Here is a 15,943-nt window from a genome sequence, read left to right as displayed (position 1 = left end):
GGCTCATCGCAGTTGAGGGTGTAGGTGGGGTCTGAATCCTCCTGCTTCGAGCAGGCTGCGGGCGGTGTAGTGGGTCAGGTTCCGGAAGCCCAGTGCGGAGCCGCGCAGGTGCTCGAGCCGCCCGTTGATCGCTTCGGTCGGGCCGTTCGACGTGCCGGGTCGATCGAAGAACGCGAGCACGTCGTTGGCTCGCTGCTTGAGGGTGCGGCCGAGGCTGCGGATCTCGACGAGCGCGGCAGGGACGCCGCCGCGCAGGGCGTCGATCACGGCCCGCATCGCCAGTTTCGCCTTGTTCTTGTCGGGCTCGCGGTAGGCGGCCACGATGCGCTGGTAGATGCCCCATGTCGCCTCGACCGCGACGTGCTCGTCGCTGGCGAACAGCGCCTCGAGACGGGCGTACTGCTTCTCGGTGAGCAGACTGGCGCCGGTGTGGAGCGCGCGGCGCGCCTTGTAGAGCGGATCGCCGGCGCGGCCGCGATGCCCGAGCGTGTCCTGCTGCACCCGCTGCCGGCACCGGTCCAGCGTATTGCCGGCGAGACGGACGACATGGAACGGGTCCATCACCGGTACCGCGTCAGGGAGCTCTTCCGCGCTAGCGGTCTTGAACCCGCTGAACCCATCCATCGCGACCACCTCGACCCCGTCCCGCCACTGCTTCGGGCGACCCGCGAGCCACTGCTTGAAGACGGCCTTCGAGCGGCCCTGGACCATGTCCAGCAGCCGGGCGGGACCAGACTTCTCGCGGACGGGGGTGAGATCGATGATCACGGTGACGTACGTGTCGCCCAATCGCGTGTGGCGCCAGACGTGCTCGTCGACACCGATCGTGGTCACCCCGTCGAATCGGGCGGCGTCGTCGATCAGACGCCGCCTGCCCTCGGCGATGATCGCGCTGTTCGCGGTATGCCACGACACCCCGAGACCGGCCGCGGCCCGCGAGACAGTGAGATGGTCGACGACGATCGCCCCCAGCGCCCAGTCCAGCCCGCCGCGAGAGATCTTCGCCCGCGGGGCTGCTGCCGCCGTGGTGTCCTGCCGCCACGTCTTCCGGCAGTGCTCGCATCGGTAACGGCGCACCCGCACATGCAGGACCGTGGGCCGTCGTCCGAACGGCTCATGCGCAAGCCGACGAACCACCGTGTCCCGCGGCACGCCCTGCGCCCCGCACGCCCGGCACCACGGATCGTCCTCGACGACGCGGCACTCGATCACCGCCCGACCCGTCTCAAGACGTTGTCCCACAGCTTCGAGACCAAGTTCATCGAGGCGGCAGAACGTGGTGAGGCACGGCGCGGCATAGGTAGCGTTGAACACGTCGAGGTCTTCCGGATGGCGAGCGTAGGAACTTCCATCATCGGGGGACCTCGACCCCTACCCGGCTACCGCCACACGCACCCTCTCTACACCCTCAACTGCGAAGAGCCACCATGTCCAGCAGCCGGGACGGGCCGGTCCCCTCGCGAACAGCGGTGAGGTCGATGATCACGGTCACGAACCTGTCGCCGCGGCGGGTGTGGCGCCAGACATGCTCGTCGACACCGATGGCGCTGACGCCGTCGAACCGGGTCGGATCATCGATGAGGACGCGGCGTCCTTCGGTCAGGACCGCGGCGTTGGCGGTGTTCCACGAGACCCCCAGCCCCTCGGCGACACGAGCGACACTCAAGTGCTGGCACACGATCCCTTCCAGCGCCCACCGCAACCCGCGGCGGGAGAGCCGCGCGCGCGGCTCGGCCGCGGCGGTCGTGTCCTGACGCCACACGTGCCCGCAGCCCGTGCACCGGTACCGACGCACCCTCACCTCCAGCGTCGTGGGACGCCACCCCAGCGGCTCGTGAGCGAGCTCGCGCGTGACGGTGTCCCGCGCGACGCCCTCGCACCCGCACCGCCGGCACCAGCTGTCCGGTTCGACGACCCGGCAGGCCAGGACCGCCCGACCAGGCTCGATGCGCTGGCCGACGACCTCCAAGCCGAGCTCGTCCAGACGAGCGAACGTGGTCAGATCAGGGCGGGCGAAGGTAGCGTCAGGCACGTCGAGGTCTTCCCGGTGGGTGGCGTGAGAACCCCCATCATCGGAAGACCTCGACCCCTATCTGGACGCTGACACGCCGGCACCTCGCTCACCACCGCGCCAGGCCGTCTACACCCTCAATCCGGAAGAGCCCAATATCACCGATCTGGGCACCGAGCTATCCGAGACGCACGGCATTCCCCTTGAGGAAGCACGAATGCTGGTCGCTGGGCTCGTCGGCACTCTTGTCGCGCGTCAAGATTCTTGGCAGGGCTGTTGAGTCAGTCCTGAAGGAGAATCAGAACCATGGGAAGACCCCCTTCGATTCCGGTCGAGAAGAAGACTCGGATCGTGTTGAGCGTGCTCGCTGGTGAGCTCACGATCGCCGAGGCCGCGCGCCGCGAGAAGGTCAGCGAGCAATCGATCGGCCGGTGGAAGGCCGAGTTCCTCGAGGCCGGCAAGACCGCGCTGGCGACCGGCCGCAACGGGCCGACGTCCCGCGAGGAGCAGCTCGAGGCCGAGGTCGTCGAGCTGACCCAGGCCCTCGGTGAGGCCGCTGTCGAGATCCGGGTCTGGAAGAAGAGCGCGGAGGGCCGGTTGGGCCCTTCGAGGACCTCGAGGTGATCCGGGAAGAGGCCGGGATGTCGACCGCGAGGTGGTGCAGGATCTTCGACATCCCCGAACGCACCTGGCGGCGTTGGCAGTCACGCGCCCGCGTCGGCGAGCCAGCCCGTCGGCCGCATCCGCGCCCGGCCCGGGACGCCGCGGCCACGTTGATCGACATGCATGCCGCGAAGCACCCGGTGTGGGGTCATCGCAAGATCTGGGCGATGGTCCGTCACGACGGTCACGTCGTCTCCGAGGCGACCGTGCTGCGCCGGCTGCGCGACCAGGGGCTCATCCTGCCCGGCCAGTACCAGCGGGAGAGACGCAAGCTCGCCGAGCGTCGCAAGGCCGCGTTCGCCGAGGAGCCGACCGGCCCGAACCAGGTCTGGCAGCTCGACTTCTCCGAGTTCGAGACCACCGCCGGTGGAACCTGGCGGATCGCGGGGTGCCGGGACTACTGGTCGAAGTTCGAGCATCGCTGGCACCTGTCACCGACGGCGAACCAGTTCGACGCGATCGAGGCCGTCGAGCTCGCCCTGGCCGACTACGAGACCCTGTTCGGGCACCCGCTGGTCGAGCGCTGCGGGGTCGACACCGAGACCGGTGAGGTGCTGCCGGTGGTCACGATCGTGACCGACAACGGCGGCCCTTTCCGCTCGTTCCGGTTCGAGGCGTTCATCGCCTCCCACCCCGAACTGCGACACGTCCGCACCCGCGTCCGATCGCCGGGGCAGAACGGCTCACGCGAACGCGGATTCGGGACGCTGAAGTACGAGCGGCTCTACCTCGACGAGATCGACGACGCGGTCATGCTCGCCAAGCACGCCGAGGACTACCGGATCGAGTACAACACGATCCGACCCCACGAGGCCCTCGCCTGGAACCGGCCACAGGAAGTCCACCTCGGCCTGGCCGACCCCACCGTCCCGACCTTTCAAACCATCAAATCCCTGCCAACTACTTGACGCGGGACACTCTCACGTATGGCGACGGGCCGGGTGCAATCACTGGAACCGAGCCTCGGGTCGACGAACTGGGTAGCGTCGTGGGCACGGAGACGACGCTGACCGCCGAGACCGCAGACGCCATCCGGCGCTACATTGCCGAAGAGGTGAGGGACAGTGGGTCCATCGCCGACGTCCTGCCTGGAGTCGAGGCGCCGCAGGAGCCCGAGAGCGACAAGGCAGAGAGGTTCCGCACCGGTGGCCTTCGTACCACCCTCATTTTGGCGCTCATCGTGTTCGTCGTCTTCGTCGTGGTCGCCCTCGTCGGCGGAGAGGAGATGTGGTTTGAACTTCTGGCTCTGCTTGCGGTCATCGTGCTGTACACCGTCGGATGGGTTGTTGCCGCACGCCGCACGCCGCACGCCGCGCGCATCGCCGGCGCGGAACGGTCAGGGGGAGCGATGCGCAAGACCGCTGAGAGCGTGCGGTCTGGTACTACGACGGTCCTGGTGCCCAGGTCCTCTCCACGGGAGCGGGCGCCAGTGATTGGTGCAAGCCGTTTGTATGTGACTTCTGACCATGTCGCGTCGCGTGTCCGGCCGCACCATCAGCCCTTCCGGTGAGAAAACCTCAGTTGTTGCAACGACCGATTGAACCCGCCCAACTAAGCGGTGTCCGGCCAGCGAATGCTTGATAACAAAGTCATTACGTCAATTGATTCGACGGACCGCATGGGGCAGCGTGCTCTGGGCAGGCAAGTTCTGAGCCAATGACGATCGGGGCGGGCGTGAAACGGACGAGACGAACGGGCGTGGTGAGTGCAGCTGCGCTGGTGGCAGTGGCTGGTTCAGCCGCGGCGGGGGCAACAACCACCTCGGTGGCTGAGATGCCCGCGGGGGCGTCGCTGGAGGAGATGACGAGGCTGGACACGATGCCGGACGCGGATCCGATGTGGGCGGAGCAGGTCAACGTCACCATGCGTGACCTGGGTCTGACCGAGGAGGAGGCTATTGTCCACGTCGATCAGACGATGGACCGGATGTTCTTCCGGGACGACCTGTACGAGGCGCACGCGGACTGCATCGGCGGGTTCTCCCACGATGCGGCGACCGGGGTGATGTCGGTCTTTACGACCACCGAGGAGTGCGACGCGCACGTCGAGGAGGCCGCGGTCGATGTGCCGTTCGAGATGGACACGGTGCGGGTCGATCACTCGGGCAGTGACCTGGAGGAGTTCGCCGATTTCCTGAATGCCTCCCCACCTCCGGAGGTGCCGTCCTTCACGGGCGCATACGTCGGGCTCGAGACCAACAGCGTGCTCATCTACGTGTCGTCCGCGGCGGACGTGCAGACGACCGCCACGCAGCCGACGATCGACGACGCGATCACCTCCGACACGGTGATCACTACCGACAATCCGTGCCCGGACTGCACCGTCCTCATCCAGGAGGACCCGATCTTAGGCTCGGAGGAGGATGTGTGCACGGCGACCGACGCATGCGGGCAACCACTCCGTGGGGGCATCGACATCAGAACGACGCTTCCTCCCGATAATGGAGTTGGTGTTTTTTCTGCTGGATACACCATGACCGCCGCTGACGGAAGCCGCTGGCTTCTCACGAGTTTTCATCGCGATGGCGGCGGGGACACAGAGATTCGCAATCGCATGGTATGGCATGGGGAACAGAACATCGGCCGCGTGCGTGAGAGTTTCGAGAACTCGAATGGAACTCCCCAGTATGACTTTGCTCGAGTGCGTATTGAGAGTTCCTATTGGTTGCAGGGATCGCGTGGCTGGCTGACCAGTCCGATGCAGGATCGCCTACCGCACCCGTCCCCTACCCTCGCGGGTCCCATCCGGCTCAACAACGATCCGATTCCGCTCGACTGGTACACAGCAGGCTCGGTAGGGCTGCAGAGCGGCGACACGGTCTGCCTTTTCGCGCGTGCAACTCGCGCGGGTGACATGTGCGGGACGATTTCCTCGGCAACGTTCGACGGATTTGTCTACGTTAATGACTACGACGCGTGCGATGGCGACTCCGGCGGTGCCTGGACGCACCAGTGGGGAGCGGCGAACGGCGAATACGTCGCTGTTGGCCTGCACAAAGGTAGTGCAAGGTCATGCCCCGCACTTTCTGGCGGAAATAACAACTCCCGGGGATATTCGTACTTCACGCCGATCTCGTATGTCCACAAGCATTACCAAGCCACAGCTGGCCAGACTCTGCTGATCGATACGAGGTGATGGTGATGCGCGCATTGCGCCGATTGTGGATTTTCTCGGTCCCGCTGGCGGCGGCTGTGGTGCTGACCGCCTGCGGCGGCGCAGACGAGGAGGAATCGACAACGGATGTGCCAGGCCGCGGCGAGGTGCCCTCCGAGTCGGCGAGCGTGTCACCCACTGAGGGGGCGGAGGAGGAGTCGGTCGAGCTCACACGGGGACAGCTCGGGGCCGGGCTTGTCGAGGACGGCGTCACGTACGTGCTGGAAGACCAGCCAGTTATCCAACCCGACGGCGGCGAGCTTGTCGTGGCGACCGGACTCTCGGAAGGGTCGGTATATATCTACGACGAGGGCACTCCTCAGGCCGGGATCCCCTACACCTGGGCGGACGAGATCCTGACCCTCACGCTCGAGGGCAGCACCACCGCGGACGACATGGGGATCACACGCGTAAGCGACGGATGGTTCGACGCCGGCGACATCACGTTCCGAGTCACCGACGCCGAGTCCGAGCCGCCGACGGCCGTGCTCCTCTCCTTCGAGCGGTCCTGATGGGCCCGATCGGTCTGTAGCGGTAGACCGCTGGACCGTCTCTCCTCATCGATACGAAGGTGATGGCGATGTCGACGCCACGCTCTCACCGCGCCGCTACACCGTCGATTGCGAAGGGCCTACAGGGCTCTTCGCAGTTGAGGGTGTAGAGAGGGTGCGTGTGGCGGTAGCCGGGTAGGGGTCGAGGTCCCCCGATGATGGAAGTTCCTACGCTCGCCATCCGGAAGACCTCGACGTGTTCAACGCTACCTATGCCGCGCCGTGCCTCACCACGTTCTGCCGCCTCGATGAACTTGGTCTCGAAGCTGTGGGACAACGTCTTGAGACGGGTCGGGCGGTGATCGAGTGCCGCGTCGTCGAGGACGATCCGTGGTGCCGGGCGTGCGGGGCGCAGGGCGTGCCGCGGGACACGGTGGTTCGTCGGCTTGCGCATGAGCCGTTCGGACGACGGCCCACGGTCCTGCATGTGCGGGTGCGCCGTTACCGATGCGAGCACTGCCGGAAGACGTGGCGGCAGGACACCACGGCGGCAGCAGCCCCGCGGGCGAAGATCTCTCGCGGCGGGCTGGACTGGGCGCTGGGGGCGATCGTCGTCGACCATCTCACTGTCTCGCGGGCCGCGGCCGGTCTCGGGGTGTCGTGGCATACCGCGAACAGCGCGATCATCGCCGAGGGCAGGCGGCGTCTGATCGACGACGCCGCCCGATTCGACGGGGTGACCACGATCGGTGTCGACGAGCACGTCTGGCGCCACACGCGATTGGGCGACACGTACGTCACCGTGATCATCGATCTCACCCCCGTCCGCGAGAAGTCTGGTCCCGCCCGGCTGCTGGACATGGTCCAGGGCCGCTCGAAGGCCGTCTTCAAGCAGTGGCTCGCGGGTCGCCCGAAGCAGTGGCGGGACGGGGTCGAGGTGGTCGCGATGGATGGGTTCAGCGGGTTCAAGACCGCTAGCGCGGAAGAGCTCCCTGACGCGGTACCGGTGATGGACCCGTTCCATGTCGTCCGTCTCGCCGGCAATACGCTGGACCGGTGCCGGCAGCGGGTGCAGCAGGACACGCTCGGGCATCGCGGCCGCGCCGGCGATCCGCTCTACAAGGCGCGCCGCGCGCTCCACACCGGCGCCAGTCTGCTCACCGAGAAGCAGTACGCCCGTCTCGAGGCGCTGTTCGCCAGCGACGAGCACGTCGCGGTCGAGGCGACATGGGGCATCTACCAGCGCATCGTGGCCGCCTACCGCGAGCCCGACAAGAACAAGGCGAAACTGGCGATGCGGGCCGTGATCGACGCCCTGCGCGGCGGCGTCCCTGCCGCGCTCGTCGAGATCCGCAGCCTCGGCCGCACCCTCAAGCAGCGAGCCAACGACGTGCTCGCGTTCTTCGATCGACCCGGCACGTCGAACGGCCCGACCGAAGCGATCAACGGGCGGCTCGAGCACCTGCGCGGCTCCGCACTGGGCTTCCGGAACCTGACCCACTACACCGCCCGCAGCCTGCTCGAAGCAGGAGGATTCAGACCCCACCTACACCCTCAACTGCGATGAGCCCAATTGATGCTATCTATTCCTACATTGTCGTTGGACGACGCCAAACGTGTCATCGCGGCAGCAGAAGCTGAATCCAGCACGCAGGGTCAGCCCAGTAACATCGCCGTCGTCGATGCCGGCGGCAATCTCGTCGCTCACGTACGGATGGACGGAGCGTGGCTGGGCAGCATCGACATCTCGATCAACAAAGCCTTCACGGCCCGCGCGTTCGACACAGCCACCAAAGACCTCGGCGACCTCGCCCAACCCGGTGAGCAGTTCTACGGCATCCACGCCTCCAACGACGGTCGGGTGATGATCTTCGCCGGTGGCATCCCGCTCGAGCGCGACGGCCAGGTCGTCGGCGCCGTCGGCGTCAGCGGAGGAACCGGTGACCAAGACCAGGCCGTCGCCGAAGCCGCCGCCAGCGCCTTCTGAGACCGACCCGCACCGAACCCGGCCCCCGGCCGGCAGCCCACCCACCGAAGGAGCCGCACCATGCGTGCTCTCGTGTACCACGGTTGTGAAGCGCCCCAGCTTTGATGCCGCTCCCTTCTGAGTCCAGGAGGATGAGCACCATGCCGAAGAAGATCGATCCCGAGCTGCGTGAGCGCGCGGTGCGGATGGTGCGTGAGCACCAGCAGGACTACCCGTCGGTGACGGCCGCGTCGAAGGCCGTGGCCGAGCGGCTCGGATTGGGGGCTCTTCGGACATTGGGTGGGGAGGGTGACGCGCGGGGGTGAGCATCCGGGGGTAGGGGTCGAGGTCCTCGATGATCAGTAGCGACCAAGCAACTGCTCTGCTCGAGGACCTCGACGATGCCCAACGCTACGTGGTGCCCGGACGCGCCTTCTACTGATCCCTGCGACCGCTGTGACGAGCTGGTCGGAATCCCCGGGCTGCATGTCGAGGCCGTCGAGCGGACGGACGCGGTCGTGAGGGTCACTGTTTCTACGCCGTGGCAGCTGATGGGCTGCCCGGCCTGCGGTGTCATCGCGCCCAGCCGTGGCCGACGACGGCGGGTCCTGCGCGACGTGCCGTCGGTGGTGCCGGTGCAGATCCTGTGGCGTCAACGGACCTGGCGGTGCCCCGACCCGCACTGCCCGGTCGGGATGGTCGTCGAGCAGCATCCCGGTCTGGTCGCTCCGCGCGGATCGATCACCTGCCGGGCGATCGAGCGGGCAATAGGTCAGCTGCGTCGCGAGCACGCCACGATCCAGGGCCTCGCCCGTCGGCTCGGGACGGCGTGGAAGACGTTGTGGCGCGCGATCCGGCCCCGCCTGGAAGCGATGGCCGACGACGAGGACCGGTTCGGCGGCGTGCGGTCCCTGGGGGTCGACGAGCACATCTGGCACCACGTCGACACCCGTAGGCGCGGCCCGAAAGAGCTGACCGGGATGGTCGACCTGACCCGTCACCGCGATGCGAAGGGCAACTGGCGAGTGCGTGCCCGGCTGCTCGACCTCGTCCCCGGCCGGTCAGGGACGGCCTACAGGAACTGGCTCACCGAACGCGGCGAGCACTTCCGCTCCGGCGTGCAGGTCGCCGCCCTGGACCCTTTCGCCGGCTACAAGGCCGCGATGACCGTCTCGAAGACGCCGTGGCCGTCCTGGACGCATTCCACGTCGTCAAGCTCGGCACGCAAGCCGTGGACGAGGCACGTCGTCGCGTCCAGCAGGAAACTCTGGGCCATCGCGGACGCAAGGGCGACCCGCTGTACGGCATCCAGAAACTGCTGCGGGCCGGGGCCGAGAACCTCACCGATCGTCAGCTCGATCGACTCACCGCCGCGATCACCGCAGACCAGGCCCACCAGGGTGTCTATCTCGCTTGGCGCTGCGCCCAGGACCTGCGGGCCGCCTACCGAACAGAGAATCTCGTCGAGGGCAGGAACCTCGCGCTGAAGGTCCTCGACACGCTGCGGTCCTGCCCCGTGCCCGAGATCGCTCGCCTGGGACGCACCCTGCGCCGCTGGCGAGCGGCGTTCCTGGCCTACTTCACCACCGGCCGGACCAACAACGGCGGCACCGAGGCCATCAACGGCATCATCGAGCTCCACCGCCTCGCCCGCGGCTACCGCAACCAAGGCAACTACCGCCTCAGAATGCTCCTCGCCGCAGGCGGCCTCAGCCCTTGATCCCCACCCAATGTCCGAAGAGCCCCCAATGTCCGAAGAGCCGCATTATCCCGGCTCGATCGCTACACATCAACTCAAGGCGAGCCCCTTGACACGTGGTTCCTGGGGGCGTTGAGTCGATAGCGACTGGGCCGGCGTCGGAGAGGCCTTGCCAGAAGGACGTCGAGCAACACAATCGGATCGGAGTAGTCATGAAAGCAGTGGTGTACGAGGGACCCCGTCAGGTCAGCACGAAGGACGTCCCGGACGCGAAGATCGAGCGACCCACCGATGTCCTGGTCAGGGTAACGACGACGAACATCTGCGGCTCGGACCTCCACATGTACGAGGGGCGGACCTCCTTCGAAGTAGGCCGGACGTTCGGTCACGAGAACATGGGGGAGGTCATCGAAGTCGGTAGTGGCGTGGAGAAGGTCAGGGTCGGAGACCGGGTCGTGCTCCCGTTCAACATCTCGTGCGGATTCTGTAAGAACTGCGAACGCGGCCTGACCAACTACTGTCTCACCACCCAGCCCGAACCATCATTCGCCGGAGCGGCCTACGGGTTCGCCGACATGGGCCCGTACGGCGGCGGGCAGGCAGAACTGCTCCGGGTGCCCTTCGGCGACCACAACGCGCTGCGCCTGGGTGAAGACGCGCAGGACAAGGAGAATGACTACGTCATGCTCTCCGACATCTTCCCCACCGGCTACCACGCCACCGAGATGGCCGGCGTGATCCCGGGCGACAGCGTCGTGATCGCCGGGGCCGGCCCCGTGGGACTGATGGCCGCCCTGTCCGCGACGATCAAGGGCGCCGCAAAGGTGATGGTGGTTGATCGTCATCCCGACCGGCTCGCGCTGGCCGAGCAGATCGGAGCGATCGCCATCGACGACTCCAAGGTCGACCCCGTGCAGGCTGTGCTGGACGAGACCATGGGGCTCGGAGCCGACCGCGGCTGCGAGTGCGTCGGATACCAGGCCCACGATCCCCAGGGCAACGAAGATCCGGCTGCCACCTTGAACATGCTCATCAACGCGGTCCGCTTCACCGGCGGGATCGGCACCGTTGGCGTGTTCGTGCCCCAGGACCCGGGGGCCAAGGGCGAATTGGCCAAGCAGGGCAAGGCGGCCATCGACTTCGGCACACATTGGTTCAAGGGGCAGACCATGGGTAACGGTCAGGCCCCGGTCAAGCGGTACAACCGCCAGCTGCGAGACTTGATCGCGGCCGGCAAGGCGAAGCCGTCGTGGATCGTCTCCCACGAGATCTCGCTGGACCAAGCTGCCGATGCCTACAAGAACTTCGACTCCAGGGCCAAGGGTTGGACCAAGGTCCTCATCAAGCCCGGCATGTCAAACGGAAAGAAGGCAAACTGACATGGCAGCTGATCTCCAGGGCAAGAGGGTCGCGATCCTCGCCGCCGACGGAGTCGAACGCGTTGAGCTCAAGCAACCCCGCGAAGCACTGGACCGCGCGGGCGCTCAGACGGAGGTCCTTTCGATCCACGACGGCGAGATCAAGGCCCGTAAGAACGACCTGGATGAAGCGGGCACGTTCACCGTCGACGGGCTGGTCGCCGACGCCTCGGTGGGCGACTACGACGCCCTGCTGCTTCCCGGCGGCACGGTGAACCCCGACCAGCTCCGGGTCGACACGGACGCCGTTTCCTTCGTCCGCGACTTCGTCGAGAGCGGGAAGCCAGTCGCGGCGATCTGCCACGGGCCGTGGACGTTGATCGAGGCTGGCGTGGCCGCCGGTCGCACCCTGACGTCGTTCCCGAGCATTCGCACCGACCTGCGCAACGCCGGTGCCGACGTCGTCGACCAGGACGTGGTGGTCGACAAGAATCTCATCACCAGCCGCTCACCCGACGACCTGCCGGCGTTCTCCGAGGCGATAGTGTCCCAACTCGCGGGCACCCCGACAAAGGAAGAGGAGAAGTCATGAGCGTGACCAAGGGACTGCTGGTCAGGTTTGACGCGTTGCCCGGGAAGGAGGACGACGTGAAGGAGTTCCTTGACAGCGGCCGTGCGCTAGTTGAGGGCGAGCAGGCGACCACCGCGTGGTTCGCGATCCGCCTCGGCCCGACCTCGTTCGGGATCTTCGACGTGTTCCCCGATGACGCCGGACGTGACGCCCACCTCTCCGGCCCTGTTGCGGTGGCTCTCGGCGAGCAGACCGGCACGTTGTTCTCCGAACCGACGATCGAGAAGCTCGACGTACTGGGCTCCAAACTTCCCGCCTGACACCACAGACCGGGAGTACTAGCCCAGAGAGGAGGGGTCGCCGCGAGTGGTGACTTCGGGCTTACACAGCCCGCTGACGTCGTGGCAGCGGCCCCTTCTCCTGCGGCCTATCGCTCATCACCAACAGATCGAGGAACCGCGATGCCAGGAACTGACGACGGCGTTGCCACGACGCGTTCACCCGAGGTAGCAGTCATCGGGGGCGGGATCGTTGGTCTGTCGACGGCGTACGCGCTCCGGGAGCAGGACGTGCCGGTGCGCTTGTACGAGGCTGGTCTGCCCGGGACGGGTCAGTCCGCAGGCGAGTCTCGGATCTTCCGGCATGCCCACGACGACCCGCGACTCGTTGCTTTCGCGCGCGAAAGCCGGGGCGTATGGGACGAGTGGGCCGAACACTTCGACGTCGAGCTGGTCTCATCAGACGGTGTCCTGGCGATCGGAGACAGCGCCCTGGCGCGGCTGCGGGTGCTCGACCAGGTCGGCGGCGTGGAAGCGCGCGAGATCGACGCGGCCGGGGTCGCCCAGCGGATGCCGCTGCTCGCTGGGTACTCGGGGCCGGCGGTGCTCGACGAGTCGGGCGGCGCGATCCGCACTCGCGCCGCGATCACGGCACTCACGGGTGCCCTGGCAGATGCGGTCACCACCGGTGAGGTCATCTCCATCGATCCCCGCGCCGACGGGACGGTCGAGGTCCGCAGCGTCACCGACCGGGCTGTCTACTCCAAGGTGGTCGTGTGCGCCGGCCGCGAAACCGCCCGCCTGGCACGCAGCGTCGGCCTGTCGCTGCCGGTTCGCCTTGCCGCACACGTCCGGCTGACCTTCGATGTGAAAGACGCCGCCCCGGCGCGAGTCGCGTGCTTGCAGGACAGCAGCGGCGTCTTCGGCGAAGTCGGCGTCTACGCGACGCCGCTACCGGGCAACAGCAGCTATTCGGTCGGACTCAGCGACACCGTCGGCGTCCGCGACGACGGAACTTTCATCGACCCGGCGGCGATTCGATCGCTGGACGAACGCGCACGCGAATACGTGACACGGGCGCTGCCCGGTCTCCACCCAGAGCCGCGCGACTTCCTTCACTGCTGGGTGACCGACCTCCCGTGGAGTGAGGACGGCGTGGCCGTGTGGGAGGCAGGCTCTGTCTTTCTTGTGGCCGGTCACAATTTGTTCAAGCAGGCACCTGCGCTGGGTCGCGCTCTTGCCCGGGCTGCGACCGGCGGCGGTCTCCGCGCCGAGCTCACGCCCGAAGCGCGCCTCGGCGAGGCCCAGAGCTAGGGCGTGTCCCCCAATCGCGGGGGTGACCCGCGATTCTGGCCGGCAAACTGCCGAGTGTGTCGCTGTGCGATGTCCAGATCGCACAGCGACACACTCGTCACACTGGGGTCACGTTGGTGGCTGCCTGCAGTGCGGCGGCACGGTAGCCCGCGGAAGCACCGACGCCCTTGTCCGCGACGTAGGCGGGCGTACCAGCTGCAACCACGGTCCCGCCGGCGTCGCCCGCGCCGGGTTCAAGATCGATCACGTGATCGGCCACCGCGACAACGCGCATGTCCAGCTCCGCGGCGACGACCGTGTTGCCCGCATCGAGCAGCGGTTCGTCCTGGCTAAGGTTCCTCGCAGCGGCGCTCGAACAACGACCACCCACACCACGCTCGAGGGTGAGTGGGACGAGGTCATGCCGGTGATCAAGCGGGCGTGCGACGCCGTCGCCGAGGTCAGCCCGCGCGTGAGCCTGGTACTCAAGGCCGACCTGCGACCGGGCTACACGGGCCAGCTCGCCGCGAAGGTCGAGCGCATCGAGCAGCACCTGGACGTGGCCGACAGCTGAGCCGCACGACCCGAGGCAGCGGAGTCGGGCGCCCTCGGACTGTCGACGACACGGCGTCGGTGCCGAGGACACGGCTTGTCGCCGAGGGCACGGAGTCTGCGCCGAGAGTACCGACGGCGGATGTCCAGTCGGCGCGTTCCCCGCGTCCTCGACGCGTAGCCCGCGTCCTCGGCACGCCGTCCATGTCCTGGCCGGGCTACTTGCGTCGTCCCGCCCGCGACTCAGGGGGGCAGCTCGCACCGTCCGCGGCTCACGGGTACAGCTCGGACCGCCCGGCGGCGAGCGCCGCGGCCAGTGCCTGAGCGCCCGGCGCGAGCATCTCGTAGGTCTCCTCGAAGTCGGAGTCGTCGCCCCACCACGGGTCCGGCACGTCGAGAGTGCCGACGTCGCGGGCGTCACCAGCACCCGGCGCGTCGGGCCCGTCGGCGGCCCGCCACAGCATGATGCGGCCGGGGTCGCTGCCCGAACGCTCCGCGAGCCGTCGAAGCCACACCGCGTGCTCCTCGGTCATGGCGAGCACGAGGTCGGCGGCGCCGAGCTCCTCGGCGGTGACCTGCCGCGCGGTGTGCGCACCGACCTCCACCCCGCGCCGCGCCAACGTGCTCGCCGCGCGCGGGTCGATCGGGTTGCCGGCCTCGTAGTCGGACGTACCGCCGGAGACGACCTCGGCATCGACGTCGGCCCGCTCGAGCGCGTCGGCCAGCACGAGCGCGCCCATCGGCGAGCGGCAGATGTTTCCCGTGCACACGACGAGGATCCTGACGGGCCGCGACACCGGGAGACGCATGGCTCCAGTCTGTCAGGCGGTGCGCGACCACGGGAGCCCCCGCACCCGCGCGGCTCGACTGCCCCGCACCCGCGCGGCTCGACTGCCCCGCAGCCCGGCGGCACCGGCACCGCCGCACGCGCCCGACTCCACGGCCGCCCCTTCGCGTGGGACTCTGGGCGCGTGCACCACGTCCGCCCCGCCTCCCGCACAACCCGCACCACGCGCACCGGCCTCGTCCTCGCCCTCGCGCTCCTCCTCTCCGCCTGCGGGTCGGGCGACGACTCGGGCGACGACACCACCTCCGATGCCGGCGACGAGGACGCCCCGGCGTCGGTCGACGACCTCGTCCCCGTCACCGACCAGAGCGAGGAACCGCCCACCTGGCTCTCGGAGACCGGCGAGCCGCGGGAGTCGGAGTCGCTGCTGTGCACGGACGTCTTCGCCACGGGAGGCACCGAGCTGGCGACGACGGACCTCGCGGCCTGCCAGGCGGAGTCCCTGCGGGATGTGGTCGGCTACGTCCAGACCACCGACGCCGGCCAGGACGCCCGGACCGAGCTGCGCGTCTCCACCGAGGACGGGCTCGCCGTCGAGGCGGACCTCGGCGTCGCGCGGATCCTCGTCGTCGGGGCCGACTGGTGGGCCACGACCGACGGTGACTGGCTCGAGCCCGGCGAGGCGGCCGAGATCCCCCGGCTGTCGGGCGCCGGCGAGGCGGCCGTCTCGCTGCAGCAGCTCCACGACCCGCAGGTGGCCGCCGCGTCCACCGAGCCCATCGACGTCGCCGTCACCGGCTCGGCGACGATCGACGGTACCGAGGTCGCCGTCCTCACCGGCACGGGTGAGGGCTCGAGCGGCGAGGAGATCGCGGTGGAGTACTTCGTCACGAGGGAGTACGTCGCGCTCCGTGCGGTCAACGACGTGACGACGTCGGCGGGCACCGCCACGACCACGACCGTGATCAGCGAGCTCGACGAGCCGCAGGACGTCACCGCTCCGTAACCGACGACGACGTCAGACGTGCCACACGAACGGGGCACGATCGCGCTGGTTAATCACAAGCTCGTAACAATGCCGGCGCGCCGCGAGCGCCCCGGGGGCTGCCCCTGACTCCCGC

The 15,943-nt window shown here is 67.9% G+C and carries 15 protein-coding genes and 4 pseudogenes; 15 read left to right on the top strand and 4 right to left on the bottom strand.

Annotated features, from left to right (window positions below; genetic code table 11):
• Positions 1-3: 3 nt before the first annotated feature.
• A complete protein-coding gene (locus tag AC24HA_RS02100; protein WP_487563570.1) occupies positions 4-1,314 on the bottom strand; it encodes an ISL3 family transposase in 1,311 nt (436 codons plus the stop codon).
• A gap of 97 nt (positions 1,315-1,411) precedes the next feature.
• Positions 1,412-2,032: pseudogene (locus AC24HA_RS02095) on the bottom strand (transposase); the annotation flags it as partial.
• Positions 2,033-2,317: 285 nt separating this feature from the next.
• On the opposite strand from AC24HA_RS02095, the gene AC24HA_RS02090 reads away from it, so the two are divergent.
• The 13 genes and pseudogenes from AC24HA_RS02090 (at position 2,318) to AC24HA_RS02030 (ending at position 13,504) form a co-directional block, all read left to right on the top strand.
• On the top strand, positions 2,318-2,635 hold the full coding sequence (locus tag AC24HA_RS02090) for a transposase (RefSeq protein ID WP_143914768.1): 318 nt from the start codon (positions 2,318-2,320) through the stop codon (positions 2,633-2,635).
• 158 nt (positions 2,636-2,793) lie between these two features.
• A complete protein-coding gene (locus AC24HA_RS02085) occupies positions 2,794-3,582 on the top strand; it encodes a transposase (RefSeq protein WP_487563511.1) in 789 nt (262 codons plus the stop codon).
• Between the two features lie 80 nt (positions 3,583-3,662).
• Positions 3,663-4,184, top strand: coding sequence for a hypothetical protein (locus AC24HA_RS02080; protein ID WP_487563573.1), 522 nt, complete (start codon positions 3,663-3,665; stop codon positions 4,182-4,184).
• Between the two features lie 254 nt (positions 4,185-4,438).
• On the top strand, positions 4,439-5,809 hold the full coding sequence (locus AC24HA_RS02075; protein WP_487563572.1) for a chymotrypsin family serine protease: 1,371 nt from the start codon (positions 4,439-4,441) through the stop codon (positions 5,807-5,809).
• Positions 5,810-5,814: 5 nt separating this feature from the next.
• Positions 5,815-6,339 (top strand): hypothetical protein, encoded by a 525-nt coding sequence (locus AC24HA_RS02070; protein ID WP_487563571.1) that lies wholly within the window; start codon positions 5,815-5,817, stop codon positions 6,337-6,339.
• Between the two features lie 235 nt (positions 6,340-6,574).
• The gene (locus tag AC24HA_RS02065; protein ID WP_487563570.1) at positions 6,575-7,885 is read left to right on the top strand and encodes an ISL3 family transposase; all 1,311 of its coding nucleotides are present in this window, start codon (positions 6,575-6,577) and stop codon (positions 7,883-7,885) included.
• A gap of 9 nt (positions 7,886-7,894) precedes the next feature.
• Positions 7,895-8,305, top strand: a complete 411-nt coding sequence (locus AC24HA_RS02060; RefSeq protein ID WP_135537774.1) for a GlcG/HbpS family heme-binding protein — start codon at positions 7,895-7,897, stop codon at positions 8,303-8,305.
• Positions 8,306-8,445: 140 nt separating this feature from the next.
• A pseudogene (locus tag AC24HA_RS02055) lies at positions 8,446-8,571 on the top strand (IS3 family transposase); the annotation flags it as partial.
• A 114-nt stretch (positions 8,572-8,685) separates the two neighbouring features.
• A pseudogene (locus AC24HA_RS02050) lies at positions 8,686-10,004 on the top strand (ISL3 family transposase).
• 191 nt (positions 10,005-10,195) lie between these two features.
• On the top strand, positions 10,196-11,362 hold the full coding sequence (locus AC24HA_RS02045; RefSeq protein WP_425707152.1) for a glutathione-independent formaldehyde dehydrogenase: 1,167 nt from the start codon (positions 10,196-10,198) through the stop codon (positions 11,360-11,362).
• 1 nt (position 11,363) lies between these two features.
• A complete protein-coding gene (locus AC24HA_RS02040) occupies positions 11,364-11,933 on the top strand; it encodes a type 1 glutamine amidotransferase domain-containing protein (RefSeq protein WP_425707153.1) in 570 nt (189 codons plus the stop codon).
• On the top strand, positions 11,930-12,232 hold the full coding sequence (locus tag AC24HA_RS02035) for a putative quinol monooxygenase (RefSeq protein ID WP_425707154.1): 303 nt from the start codon (positions 11,930-11,932) through the stop codon (positions 12,230-12,232). The genes AC24HA_RS02040 and AC24HA_RS02035 overlap by 4 nt, the downstream gene beginning before the upstream one ends.
• Before the next feature lie 141 nt (positions 12,233-12,373).
• Positions 12,374-13,504, top strand: coding sequence for an NAD(P)/FAD-dependent oxidoreductase (locus AC24HA_RS02030; RefSeq protein WP_425707155.1), 1,131 nt, complete (start codon positions 12,374-12,376; stop codon positions 13,502-13,504).
• 97 nt (positions 13,505-13,601) lie between these two features.
• Here AC24HA_RS02030 and AC24HA_RS02025 read toward each other — a convergent pair.
• Positions 13,602-13,820 (bottom strand): annotated as a pseudogene (locus AC24HA_RS02025) (ethanolamine utilization protein); the annotation flags it as partial.
• Here AC24HA_RS02025 and AC24HA_RS02020 point away from each other — a divergent pair.
• Entirely contained in the window at positions 13,812-14,057 is a 246-nt protein-coding gene (locus AC24HA_RS02020) for a thiamine-binding protein (RefSeq protein WP_425707618.1), read from the top strand. The pseudogene AC24HA_RS02025 and the gene AC24HA_RS02020 sit on opposite strands and share 9 nt — an antisense overlap.
• A gap of 250 nt (positions 14,058-14,307) precedes the next feature.
• On the opposite strand, the gene AC24HA_RS02015 is transcribed toward AC24HA_RS02020, so the two are convergent.
• Entirely contained in the window at positions 14,308-14,844 is a 537-nt protein-coding gene (locus AC24HA_RS02015) for a low molecular weight protein-tyrosine-phosphatase (RefSeq protein WP_425707156.1), read from the bottom strand.
• A gap of 162 nt (positions 14,845-15,006) precedes the next feature.
• Between AC24HA_RS02015 and AC24HA_RS02010 the strand changes: the two genes are divergently transcribed.
• The gene (locus tag AC24HA_RS02010; protein WP_425707157.1) at positions 15,007-15,828 is read left to right on the top strand and encodes a hypothetical protein; all 822 of its coding nucleotides are present in this window, start codon (positions 15,007-15,009) and stop codon (positions 15,826-15,828) included.
• The last annotated feature ends 115 nt before the right edge of the window (positions 15,829-15,943 follow it).

It is taken from the genome of Georgenia sp. Z1491 (assembly GCF_057652395.1).
This window is presented reverse-complemented; position numbering and strand designations above follow the sequence as displayed.